This window comes from Bacillus sp. BSL6, from assembly GCF_052928345.1.
On the sequence record NZ_JAVGCW010000005.1, the window covers coordinates 200,711 to 211,728 of the forward strand.

An 11,018-nucleotide genomic window follows, 5' to 3' on the forward strand; every position below is an offset into this window, starting at 1 on the left:
CATCATAATCTATATATCTATTTCTTTGCAGCTTTCACTACAAATGATACAATAAAAATTAACACGATTGCTCCTAATAATGCTGGCACAACATGAATCCCACCAAGTGATGGCCCAAAGGATCCAAATAACTTACCACCTAACGAAGCACCTAATAAACCTGCAATTATATTACCGAACATACCACCCGGGAAATTTTTACCCGTTATAGAACTAGCAATTGCACCTATAATAGCACCAACTATTAATGTGATAATCCATCCCATCTTTAGTCCTCCATTTCTATTATAGTGTAATTCTTTTTCATACTAAATTATTATGTAACTATTATAATTATTATATCCAAAAAAGAAAAATGTTGTCAAATCTATGAAAAGAAAGTCTAAAAGGAGGTTTTACCCTATGATTCAAAAATTAGTAACAACTTCTCACAGAACCGCTACTTCTATTTTAAACATTCAAATACCTGCTTATGAAATCGAGGCAAAATATATAAATAGTACAGCTATCCCTCGACTTTATGATACTGTAGCCGATATTCAATCATGTGATGAAATTTTCTACGGCTATTTTTATGAAGATACACTTGCTGGTTTTATTTCTTTTAAAATAGATGAAGAGGAAGTAGATATTCATCGTTTAGTAGTATCCCCCGATCATTTTCATAAAGGGATTGCAACAAAACTACTACTTTATGTATTTGACATGTTCTCCTCTCCGAAAACATATATTGTACAAACAGGGAAAGAAAATACACCTGCTTTGTCTTTATATAAAAAACATGGCTTTATTGAAGTACAAAATATCGTATTGCCTGATGGTGTGATTTTAACCTCACTAAAAAAGACAGAAAACAATAAATAGTTTGACTAACCTGATTATTTGTGTTATCTTTTACTCTATAAAACCTTTTGCTGAGTCCAAATTTTGGAGCGGGGGAACCACTTTTGTAGCTATGCTACTTGGGGCGAATCTTTTTTAAGTAGGGAACTCTCACTTCCCGAGTCCGACAGCTAACCTCGTAAGCGTAATGGGAGAGGAAGGTGCTTTTTGCCTATGCTACACATTTTGCCTCCTTAGTTATAAATATGGGATCGATACCAAATAGTCACCTATATTTATAGAAAAGGGGAAATGTATTATGTTACGTTTATCTGATCACGCAATCAAAATGATGGAGCAAAGACTCCGACTCGAGCAACATCGCACATATCAAGCAAATAAAATTGTAGATAACTTACATCACAAATACTTCTTTCAACATATTTTTCAACCGAAGAGATAAGTATTAACCTTTAATAAAATACAGCGTACGCTTTTTTCAGTGTACGCTGTATTTTTCATTTTCTTGCCTTAATAATAAAAGTAGTCGGCACCATCCTAGCTTTATGTAAAGAATAATATTTCGTAGACGGCTCAGCTAATTCTTCATCAAACGAGCTCGATGGTTCAGGCTCTTCAATCCTCTCAATTGTAAAACCAACTCTATTTAACTCATTTATGTATGTACTCATTTTTCGTTTATATAATGTCGCTTGTACATCTTCCCCTTTAAATGTTTCAAACGTAATAGGAGTTTCTTCATGATAAGACGAGCTGAAAGCAATCTCCTCTGTTCCATACATTAAGTTTGAATATACGGGATGCTCCCAGCTAAAAATAAAGCTTCCTTCTGGCTTTACATAAGAATAAATTAATTCCAACGTTTTTCTTAAATCTGAAGTCCAACCTAATGCATAAATGGAGTATACTATGTCAAAATACCCTTTCGGAATATCCCTTTCCTCTTCCATTGCTCCACATATTAACTTTGGATTCCACGACTGTAACGTTTCATGTGCCGTTTCAATTTGTGTGCTCGAAAGATCCAGTCCCCACAATTCTTCTGCACCACGTTCCGCCATATATTGCAACGAATGCCCACTTCCACATCCAATATCAAGAACCTTTTTACCTTTAATTGAATCAAACAAATGAATCTCATCTTCAGACGCTGTATACGGGCCATATTTCGGTAAACAGTCCACTTGAAAGAAATAAGGTGCAACTGTATCCCAACACTTTTTATTTAAAGCTAACATTTGTGTACCTTTCATATGCTACATTCCCCCATCCATTTTCTTCCCTTACTATTAATTACACATTATAACCCGTTCTTCCTTTTCTCTTCGCTCGGTAATTTTTCACTTTTGCAATTGTACCGCATGCTCTGCCTCCTTCTTCACCAGCATACATACCGCACCATCTTTTGCTTCCATTTCGCGAATGATCGTAAAATACCCAGCGACAATCTGGACATGCTTTTAACCTCCCCCACAAATTTTCTTGAACTGCCATTAAAACAATACTTAATACTTTTGTATATATATTTTCCTCGTGCATTGGTTCATACGTAATACCTTTCATATCTTCCATTACATGTACATGAAATGGATATTTCTCTAACCACTTTTGCAACGATCCCTCACCTTCAATTGCCGCCCGAATATCTTCTCGAAAACTTTTTAATTCCTCTATCGTATGAAATGGAAACTGTTCATGAAAAGATTCTTTCATAAATTTCTTTATATCCTCTTCTGTTTGCAGCAAGTCAATTGGCTGTCTCGTATCATTTGGTATTTTCCATGTATTTAAAAATTCCCGAATATATTCTAGTTCATTTGGTGCATTTTGATTCAATTCCATTCACCTTCTTCTTAAATTTTACTTTTTTCTGACTTTATGTATAATTATAATATAAAATAGTTAACCATTAAATCATTTTACTGGTTACAATATTAGGAGGAGTTCTATGAAAAGTTTCTCAACACCGATACGTTTCATGCTTATTTCTTCATTTTTTATGTCTTTTGGATATTTTGCAGTATACGCATTTTTAGCTATTTATCTATTAACCTTTCTCCATTTTTCAGCTTTTCAAGTAGGAACAGTGTTGACGGTTATAATAATTACATCACGAGTTATCCCTTTATTCTCAGGATTAATTGCTGACAAAATAGGCTATATCATTATGATGATAGCCGGTTTATTTTTGAGAGGAATCGGATTTATCGCTTTAGGAATATGCTCTGATTTCTATACAATTTCTATTTCTTCTGCACTTATTGGCTTCGGAACTGCATTTTACGAACCTGCCGCTCGCGCTATATTTGGCTCACAGCCAGCTCATTTGAGAAAAAATTTATTTACATATTTAAACCTTAGCTTTAATTGCGGTGCAATAATCGGACCAATTGCTGGAGGGTTCTTACTCTTACTCGATCCAATCTATGCTTTCTCTCTAACAGGATTTCTTATGCTGTTATTTGCTTTTATCTTTTACTTACTTAAAAATCACTTCCAAGTCACTACTGAAAACACGTCTATTACATTAGGAATACAGGCCATCTTACAAAACAAGTCTTTCCTTCTGTTTTCCTTTATCATGATTTTCTTCTATATTATGTTTACTCAGCTTACTGTCGCACTTCCACTTCATATGAAAAACATTAGTAATAGCAATCAACTTGCTACACTCGTTATTACGATAAATGCAATAACAGGCGTCATATTTATGGTATTATTCCGAAAATTATTCCACAAATACAACACACTTTCGATTATTAAATACGGTGTTTTATTAATGAGTATTTCCTTTTTACTCGTTCCTTTATTTCAACACCCATATTGGCTCTTCATTTGTGTAATTTTATTTACAATCGGTGAAACACTCGTATTACCTAACGCTGATATCGCTATTGCAAATTACAGTAATGAATCATATACAGCCACTTTCTTTGGATTTTATCAACTATCACTCGCATTTGGTTTTATCATCGGTAATTATACCGGTACATCTTTTACATCCAACTTAAGCGGAGTGTATACACCATGGCTTATTTTTGGTGGAATAGGACTTATTGGTTTTATTTCATTACATATTTTAAATACGAAAAAGGATTTCCTAAAGAAGATATATGCCTACTGTAAAAATACTAATTTACAGCAATAAGTAAACTTTCAATCTCCCTTAAATTGGATATACAGCCTGCGTCATTTTACATATTATGGTACAATCAAAAGGAATGCTCACGAAACGTTTACATAAAACACTAGCAGTCTAACAATGCCAAAATCAAAAATCACATAGAATCGGGGGGATGTTATGAAAAAGAAATTAATTGTTCTTCTATTCACCGGAATCATACTATCAGGATGTTCAACTATAGCAGAAAATTCTTTAGAAACCGGAAGCGGCAGTATGGAATTATTAACACCAACGATTACAACAAAAGATAATGAGTTAGAAATTAAGACCGAGGGAATTGATGACAATAAAGTAACTTTTATTTATGTTGCTAATAAAAAAGTGTTAGAACAAAAGCTAAAGAATGGTGAATCCTACAAGCTTAACATTAAAGATATCGAACACGCTCATCGGACAGACTACAAACCAAAAGTTCAACTTTTACAAACGAAAGATGATAATGATGATGGAGAAATAGTAACCTTCAAACAAGTTAGATATACAGTTGAAAAATAATTTTAAAGTTGTTTCATTATAAATGTAACGAACGAAAATATACTTTTAACAGCGGATACATGTAAGGGGTGTTAACATGAAAAAACGATGGATTTCTTGGTGGATCGGTAACCTATTTTGGATTATCGTTTTTGGAATATGGGCCGCTATTATTTGGCTGCGAGATGTGGATGGTGCTGGTGTTATTCAAACACCTGAAATTAAATCCATATCACTTATCGTTATATTAATCGCTTTTATCATACCGGTATTTTTTCAAGTTATATGGCTAATCATTAATTTGAGGATGAGTAAAAAAAATAATTATACGATTTAGTTTTTCAATTAACAATAAAAAAGAGAGGAATCTATTTTAATGTAGATTCCTCTCTTTTACATATGGGAACTTTTAAAGCGGCACTACTCCCTTTTCTTTACGATGCATGATGATCTTTTTTCTTCATTAACGCTCTCTTCTTCATCGCCTTCGTTAAATATCCACCTTTAAATGAGCGGATTTCATAAGAAGACATAAAGGCTTTCGGTGCAATTTCATTAATAATTTCTAACAGTTCTTTTTCTCTAGAACGTTTTGCAACGATATCTAATCGATAACGTATCGAATTAATACCTTCGCCTTCAAATACTGTGACGCCAAATCCAGAGTGACGTAATTCATCTACTAATTCATTACAACGGTCTAGTAAACTAACTTGATACGTAATATAACCAATTGCTAATTTATTCTCTATATAACCGCCTAATAACAGTCCCGCACTAAAGCCAATGACATAGGCAACGATGTTCATCCAATTTGATAAATCTTGAAACACAATACCTAAACTGACAATGTAAATAGCTCCTTCTAACAATCCAACAGCAGCAGCGGATCTTGTTTGATTCTTTACAAGCAAAATCGTACGAATTGTTAAAATGGGAACGTAAATAATTTGAAGCACAAAAATTAGTAGCGCTTGTAACATTGATATCCACCTCTTTCAAAAAGTCTTTTGTCATGATAACATACATAACCTTAAGAAATCGATGGGTTTTTAAATTTTTTTTTATTATTTTTCATACTATTGAAAAACGCAAAAAAGAAGCGTATTATATTTGTCGTTAATTTAGTTACTTGTATCATATCAATAAAATAAAAAGGAACCCCAATTAGGCCCCTCTCATCATAGCTCAATGTTTTTCGAAGCATGTTCCCTTTTCTTCTCTTCTTCTTTCACTACCTGCATATTTGCATAAGCTAAATTCGCAATCATTAAAAAGTGACCACCTAAAATGCCTGTACCGAATGCCCACATTTCCATTTCATGCTCAATTTCATACATGATGATAGCTCCTAAAATGGCAGCTGCAAATCGGTTTAAAACTCCTAATCCAGGAGCCTTTTCTTTCATTACAATGCTTTTCCCTATTTTCTCTACTCTGCGAGCTAATAGCCAAAGACAATATGCACTTACAGCTAAACCAATTCCAAACCCTGTTACTTGTTTTCCAAACGGAGTAATCGTCCACATAAGTAGTAAACCACTAAAGATCACATACAATTGTAATCGATATACGCGTAAGGCTTCTTGAATCAAAATATCCGCTCCTAAGTTCTCATTTTTTTGTACTTTAGAAGAAAAGCAGCAACTTACACAGTTGCTGCTTTCTCTTCTTCTTGTTCCTCTTCCATCTTACGAATTTCAACACGTTTAATTTGGTAAGCGTCTTTTTCTAACACTTTAAATTCATAACCTTCCGCCTCAACGTGTTGTCCTTCTTCGATTTCATGATTTTGCATCATAATCCATCCACCGATTGTATCCACATCATCTTCTTCAATGTGTAATCCAAATAAATCTTTCACTTCTGAGATAAGCACTTTTCCATCAACAATGATATGTTGCTCGTTCACATGTTGAATTGGTGGTGCTTCATCTTCATCATATTCATCACGAATTTCGCCGACGATTTCCTCCAAGATATCTTCAAGCGTTACAATTCCAGCTGTTCCTCCGTACTCATCATATAAAACAGCCATCGGAATTCGCTTCTTCTGCATTTGAAGTAATAAATCGTGAATTGGAGTCGTTTCCATCACTTCAATAATCGGACGCATATACGAGCGAATTGATGATAAATCTTTTTGATCCTCGGTCATATATCGAATAAAGAAATCTTTTACGTTGACCATACCGATAATATCATCTTTATCTTCTCCAAAAATCGGATAACGTGTGTATCGCTCATTTTGGATTACTTTCATGTGTTCTTCTACTGAATCTTCCAAATAGAAACCAATGATTTCTGTTCGCGGTACCATAATCTCTTTTGCAATACGATTATCAAATTCAAAAATGTTATTTACATACTTGTATTCAGCTTGATTAATTTCGCCACTTTCATAGCTATCTGAAAGGATAAGGCGTAATTCTTCCTCTGTATGAGCTACTTCATGTTCTGAAGCTGGTTTTAAACCGAATAAGCCAGTTACAACACGCGCTGAACCATTCAATACCCAAATAAATGGATACATCACTTTATAGAACATCATTAATGGACCCGCCAATAATAACGTTACCCTTTCAGCCTTTTGAATTGCCATCGTTTTTGGAGCTAATTCTCCTACTACAACGTGTAAATACGTCATAATCATAAAAGCAAGACCAAATGTTAATACTGATGAAATAGAAGGATTTAAGTTCCATTTCTCAAATAACGGGTGTAATAACTTTTCAATTGTCGGTTCACCTAACCAACCTAATCCCATAGCTGTAACTGTAATACCTAATTGACAAGCAGATAAATATTCATCTAAATTTGTTGTTACTTTTTTCGCTGCTAAAGCACCGCGTTTTCCTTCTGCAACAAGCTGATCAATACGACTTGAACGTACTTTTACAATCGCAAACTCAGCTGCTACGAAAAATCCAGTAAATGCGATTAAAATCGCAACCATGACTAAATTAAATATTTCCAATGAATCCCCTTAGTAAAAAAACTAAGGTGTCCACCTCCTGTATACTATAATGTTTTCTTATTTCTTTCTTAGAAAACATAGCCCGATACAAAAATTAAAGAGGTCGGATTTCACTTTTTCTATAATAATAGAGCAAGTGTCTGTATTAAAGCTGTCGTTTGACCAGATAAAGATTTCGATATTTTTTCACGTTGTGAATCAGTCAATCCATCTAAAAGCGGCTTTAATTCTGTTAACTCTGCTTCTAATCGATGAATATGGTCTGTCACTTCATTCACTTGTTTCGAAACGTGTTCATTGATACCGAGCAGCTTTTTCTTCTCCTCGATTTTCTCTTTAATCTCACAAAGCGGCATATGCATTTCTTTGCACTTCTCAATAAATTGTAATGTCTCAAATGCTGTTTCGTCGTAATAGCGATAATTAGATTGAGATCGCTCCGCTTTTAAGATACCTAGATTCGTATAATAATCAATCGTTCGTTTCGACACGTGAGCCATGAGAGCCAACTGTCCGATTCGATACACCTTCCCAACGATCTTCCCCCCCTTGTTTATATTACTACCATCATACAATACATAAACTGTACAGTCAAACGTGACGGTTTATTATTCATAATTTATACACAATTCCACTTACCATTTTATCATTTTGTAAATTAACAATATATTACTTAATTCTTATAATCGAATTATATTTCCTATACTACATTACTATGAAAATATCATCATAGAATCGCATATTCCTTTCAACCTTTTTTAATACAAAACATATGATAATAATATTTAATTAAAATTATTATTCATGCTATTGGAGGAGATTGAAATTACTAAAACTATTATCTCTCACTTTTATAACGAGGAGTATTTATTACCATGGTGGCTTATGCATCATACAAAAATATTTGATCACGGTATTTTAATTAATAGAGGTTCTACAGATCGTTCCGTTGAAATTTGTAAATTATTTGCTCCCCACTGGGAAGTACGAGATTCAAGATTCCTTGAATTCGATCCGACTAATACTGATATTGAGGTAATGGAAATTGAAAGAGAAGTTTCAGGTTGGAAGATGGTATTAAATACTACAGAATTTCTTTGTTGTAACAATGTAGAAGAATTTTTCTCATCACTTCATACGTTAGGTCAAAATATGTATGCGATTCGAATGATTGTCATGATTGATAAGCATGATTACAATTATTCAAAACTAAGATATTCCACTCCTTTAGTAGAACAACGATATCACGGACTTTTTCCTTATAACCCAGAAATCGGCTGTGCCTGGAGATTTATACACAACCATCTTGATGGTGCATATTTACCAGGCAGACATTTTACGCGGCATCAACATGTCGTTTATAACTCCCCTTCATTCATTGTTAAATTTTACTTTAGTCCTTGGAACGAACATACAAAGGCAAGAAAGTTACAAATAACACCTACCCTTTCAAAAAAAGGCATTCGAATGGGGCTTCAAACACATTATGGTCAGTCCTCTGATCAACTTGAAACTCGATTTTTAGAGCTTAGTAGCATAACACAAGACTTACGTAACCACCCTGAATATCAACAATTATTCCCTAAATTTAAACCTTAATATTTCTCACACCATCATTTTCCACACATTTTTACGCACTTAGTCAAAAACAAAACCATTTGCATACAATATGAATACTGTATATATTATAAATTTTTATTTTAGGAGGAAAAAATGAAAGCTGTTATTCTTGCTGGTGGATACGGGACAAGGATTGGGGAAGAAACACATTTAAAACCGAAACCTATGATTGAAATTGGAACAAAACCTATTCTATGGCACATTATGAGTTTGTATAGCCATTACGGCATTACAGAGTTTATTATTTGCTTAGGGTATAAAGGATATGCAATTAAAGAGTTCTTTCTAAATTACAACTTACACATGTCAGATTTCACGATACATTTAAGCGATAATACAATTACTAGCCATTCTCAACGTGTAGAACCGTGGAAAGTTACACTAATCGATACTGGTGTAAATACCGAAACGGGAGGACGAGTGAAAAAGATTCAAAATTTTGTTGGCGACGAACCTTTCTGCCTCACTTATGGCGATGGATTAAGTAACGTAAATATAAAAGAACTTATTGCATTTCATAAAAAACATGGAAAAACAGCAACTGTTACCGCCGTACAACCTCCTGGTAGATTCGGTTCTCTCATATTAAATAAACAGTCTGTAACATCTTTTCAAGAGAAGCCACTCGGGGATGGCGGATGGGTTAACGGTGGATTTTTCGTTTTAAACCCTGAAGTTTTCAATTACATTAGTGGAGATAAGTCTGTTTTTGAAACAGACACTTTAGTTCAGTTAGTAAACAAAAACGAACTATCAGCATATCAACATACTGGTTTTTGGCATCCGATGGATACATTGCGCGATAAAAATAAATTAGTCGAGCTATGGGAAAGTAATAACGCTCCGTGGAAGGTTTGGTAATATGGCTTCTTCATCTTTTTGGAATAAGAAAAAAGTATTTATTACGGGACATACTGGATTTAAAGGCTCTTGGCTCACCCTTTTCTTAACTTCTTTAGGTGCAGAAGTAGTTGGCTTTTCTTCTCATCCCCCATCGATTCCTAATCTTTTTGAACAATGTAACGTAGCAAAAGAGTGCATAACAATTAAAGGCGACATTACAGATTACGATTCTTTATTACACGCCCTAAAACATCATAACCCTGACATACTATTTCATTTAGCTGCCCAGCCAATCGTCACCACTTCATACAAAGATCCTATCGAAACATTTAAAACGAATGTTTTAGGCACTGTTCACGTATTGGAAGCTGCAAAACATATAGAAAGTATACGTGGCATCATTAATGTTACAAGTGATAAATGTTATGAAAATGACGGGAGCGGTAACCGGGCATTCGTGGAAATTGACCGGCTAGGAGGTTTCGACCCTTATAGTGCTAGTAAAGCTTGCGCTGAAATAGTGGCAACATCCTATCAAAAATCATTCTTCCACACTAATACTCAGAAACTCGCCTCAGTAAGAGCAGGTAACGTCATCGGTGGTGGGGATTGGGCCGAAGACCGATTATTCCCAGATGTCATTCGTGCATATTTACAAGATGGTACGTTAACGATTAGAAACAAAAAGGCTATTCGCCCGTGGCAACACGTATTAGATCCTTTACACGGCTATATCCTTTTAGCTGAAAAACTTTGGACAGACGCTGCATATGCAGAAGCATGGAATTTCGGCCCGTTGAACGAACCTAACAAAACCGTTCATGATGTCATTCAATCTGTAATAAAATTATGGAATAAACAACTAACAATCACTTCCCCCTCTACAAACACTCCTTATGAATCGCCTGTTTTAACACTCGATAGTACAAAAGCAGTAACTAAACTCGGCTGGACTCCTAAGTTATCAACAGATAAGGCTATCACTTGGACTGTTGATTGGTACAAAAAATATGCATCTGGTGAAAATATCGAATCTTTCACGCGACAACAAATCGATGCATTCAAAAATTTATAAGG

At 34.5% G+C, this 11,018-nt stretch carries 15 protein-coding genes and 1 riboswitch; of the genes, 8 read left to right on the plus strand and 7 right to left on the minus strand.

Going from position 1 to position 11,018, the window contains the following annotated elements; translation table 11 throughout:
* Positions 1 to 17: 17 nt before the first annotated feature.
* Positions 18 to 266, minus strand: a complete 249-nt coding sequence (locus tag RCJ96_RS17800; RefSeq protein ID WP_242304197.1) for a GlsB/YeaQ/YmgE family stress response membrane protein — start codon at positions 264 to 266, stop codon at positions 18 to 20.
* Between the two features lie 136 nt (positions 267 to 402).
* On the opposite strand from RCJ96_RS17800, the gene RCJ96_RS17805 reads away from it, so the two are divergent.
* Both RCJ96_RS17805 and RCJ96_RS17810 read left to right on the plus strand, forming a co-directional pair.
* Positions 403 to 864, plus strand: coding sequence for a GNAT family N-acetyltransferase (locus tag RCJ96_RS17805; RefSeq protein ID WP_416503856.1), 462 nt, complete (start codon positions 403 to 405; stop codon positions 862 to 864).
* Positions 865 to 902: 38 nt separating this feature from the next.
* Positions 903 to 1,044: riboswitch (cyclic di-AMP (ydaO/yuaA leader) on the plus strand.
* A 97-nt stretch (positions 1,045 to 1,141) separates the two neighbouring features.
* Complete coding sequence (locus tag RCJ96_RS17810; protein ID WP_000945244.1) at positions 1,142 to 1,285, plus strand: hypothetical protein; 144 nt, start codon at positions 1,142 to 1,144, stop codon at positions 1,283 to 1,285.
* Positions 1,286 to 1,340: 55 nt separating this feature from the next.
* On the opposite strand, the gene RCJ96_RS17815 is transcribed toward RCJ96_RS17810, so the two are convergent.
* Both RCJ96_RS17815 and RCJ96_RS17820 read right to left on the minus strand, forming a co-directional pair.
* Positions 1,341 to 2,096: a class I SAM-dependent methyltransferase gene (locus RCJ96_RS17815; RefSeq protein WP_075395349.1), complete on the minus strand. Its 756-nt coding sequence runs from the start codon at positions 2,094 to 2,096 to the stop codon at positions 1,341 to 1,343.
* A gap of 40 nt (positions 2,097 to 2,136) precedes the next feature.
* The gene (locus RCJ96_RS17820) at positions 2,137 to 2,679 is read right to left on the minus strand and encodes a CGNR zinc finger domain-containing protein (RefSeq protein WP_242304364.1); all 543 of its coding nucleotides are present in this window, start codon (positions 2,677 to 2,679) and stop codon (positions 2,137 to 2,139) included.
* A gap of 112 nt (positions 2,680 to 2,791) precedes the next feature.
* Between RCJ96_RS17820 and RCJ96_RS17825 the strand changes: the two genes are divergently transcribed.
* The 3 genes from RCJ96_RS17825 to RCJ96_RS17835 all read left to right on the plus strand — a co-directional run bounded on the left by RCJ96_RS17825 (position 2,792) and on the right by RCJ96_RS17835 (position 4,838).
* Positions 2,792 to 3,991 (plus strand): MDR family MFS transporter, encoded by a 1,200-nt coding sequence (locus RCJ96_RS17825; protein WP_416503857.1) that lies wholly within the window; start codon positions 2,792 to 2,794, stop codon positions 3,989 to 3,991.
* Positions 3,992 to 4,144: 153 nt separating this feature from the next.
* Positions 4,145 to 4,522 carry a hypothetical protein gene (locus tag RCJ96_RS17830; protein WP_416503858.1) on the plus strand — a complete coding sequence of 126 codons (378 nt, stop codon included), beginning with the start codon at positions 4,145 to 4,147 and terminating at the stop codon, positions 4,520 to 4,522.
* 76 nt (positions 4,523 to 4,598) lie between these two features.
* Positions 4,599 to 4,838, plus strand: coding sequence for a DUF3923 family protein (locus RCJ96_RS17835; protein ID WP_000747691.1), 240 nt, complete (start codon positions 4,599 to 4,601; stop codon positions 4,836 to 4,838).
* A gap of 97 nt (positions 4,839 to 4,935) precedes the next feature.
* Here the strand turns inward: RCJ96_RS17835 and RCJ96_RS17840 are convergent, their stop codons facing one another.
* The 4 genes from RCJ96_RS17840 to RCJ96_RS17855 all read right to left on the minus strand — a co-directional run bounded on the left by RCJ96_RS17840 (position 4,936) and on the right by RCJ96_RS17855 (position 8,005).
* On the minus strand, positions 4,936 to 5,484 hold the full coding sequence (locus tag RCJ96_RS17840; protein WP_000938434.1) for a DUF2179 domain-containing protein: 549 nt from the start codon (positions 5,482 to 5,484) through the stop codon (positions 4,936 to 4,938).
* 198 nt (positions 5,485 to 5,682) lie between these two features.
* On the minus strand, positions 5,683 to 6,096 hold the full coding sequence (locus RCJ96_RS17845; protein WP_000613868.1) for an ATP synthase subunit I: 414 nt from the start codon (positions 6,094 to 6,096) through the stop codon (positions 5,683 to 5,685).
* A 53-nt stretch (positions 6,097 to 6,149) separates the two neighbouring features.
* Positions 6,150 to 7,478, minus strand: coding sequence for a hemolysin family protein (locus tag RCJ96_RS17850; protein WP_000402269.1), 1,329 nt, complete (start codon positions 7,476 to 7,478; stop codon positions 6,150 to 6,152).
* A 119-nt stretch (positions 7,479 to 7,597) separates the two neighbouring features.
* A complete protein-coding gene (locus RCJ96_RS17855; protein WP_000285637.1) occupies positions 7,598 to 8,005 on the minus strand; it encodes a MerR family transcriptional regulator in 408 nt (135 codons plus the stop codon).
* A gap of 277 nt (positions 8,006 to 8,282) precedes the next feature.
* Between RCJ96_RS17855 and RCJ96_RS17860 the strand changes: the two genes are divergently transcribed.
* The 3 genes from RCJ96_RS17860 (at position 8,283) to rfbG (ending at position 11,016) form a co-directional block, all read left to right on the plus strand.
* Positions 8,283 to 9,077 carry a glycosyltransferase family 2 protein gene (locus RCJ96_RS17860; protein ID WP_003305232.1) on the plus strand — a complete coding sequence of 265 codons (795 nt, stop codon included), beginning with the start codon at positions 8,283 to 8,285 and terminating at the stop codon, positions 9,075 to 9,077.
* Positions 9,078 to 9,191: 114 nt separating this feature from the next.
* Complete coding sequence (gene rfbF, locus RCJ96_RS17865) at positions 9,192 to 9,959, plus strand: glucose-1-phosphate cytidylyltransferase (protein WP_242304203.1); 768 nt, start codon at positions 9,192 to 9,194, stop codon at positions 9,957 to 9,959.
* Position 9,960: 1 nt separating this feature from the next.
* The gene (rfbG, locus tag RCJ96_RS17870) at positions 9,961 to 11,016 is read left to right on the plus strand and encodes a CDP-glucose 4,6-dehydratase (protein ID WP_316150823.1); all 1,056 of its coding nucleotides are present in this window, start codon (positions 9,961 to 9,963) and stop codon (positions 11,014 to 11,016) included.
* The last annotated feature ends 2 nt before the right edge of the window (positions 11,017 to 11,018 follow it).

Coding starts and splice junctions, on each gene's coding strand:
- RCJ96_RS17800 (WP_242304197.1), bottom strand. CDS start 266: ATGGGATGGATTATCACATTAATAGTTGGTGCTATTATAGGTGCAATT.
- RCJ96_RS17805 (WP_416503856.1), top strand. CDS start 403: ATGATTCAAAAATTAGTAACAACTTCTCACAGAACCGCTACTTCTATT.
- RCJ96_RS17810 (WP_000945244.1), top strand. CDS start 1,142: ATGTTACGTTTATCTGATCACGCAATCAAAATGATGGAGCAAAGACTC.
- RCJ96_RS17815 (WP_075395349.1), bottom strand. CDS start 2,096: ATGAAAGGTACACAAATGTTAGCTTTAAATAAAAAGTGTTGGGATACA.
- RCJ96_RS17825 (WP_416503857.1), top strand. CDS start 2,792: ATGAAAAGTTTCTCAACACCGATACGTTTCATGCTTATTTCTTCATTT.
- RCJ96_RS17830 (WP_416503858.1), top strand. CDS start 4,145: ATGAAAAAGAAATTAATTGTTCTTCTATTCACCGGAATCATACTATCA.
- RCJ96_RS17835 (WP_000747691.1), top strand. CDS start 4,599: ATGAAAAAACGATGGATTTCTTGGTGGATCGGTAACCTATTTTGGATT.
- RCJ96_RS17840 (WP_000938434.1), bottom strand. CDS start 5,484: ATGTTACAAGCGCTACTAATTTTTGTGCTTCAAATTATTTACGTTCCC.
- RCJ96_RS17860 (WP_003305232.1), top strand. CDS start 8,283: ATGCTATTGGAGGAGATTGAAATTACTAAAACTATTATCTCTCACTTT.
- rfbF (WP_242304203.1), top strand. CDS start 9,192: ATGAAAGCTGTTATTCTTGCTGGTGGATACGGGACAAGGATTGGGGAA.
- rfbG (WP_316150823.1), top strand. CDS start 9,961: ATGGCTTCTTCATCTTTTTGGAATAAGAAAAAAGTATTTATTACGGGA.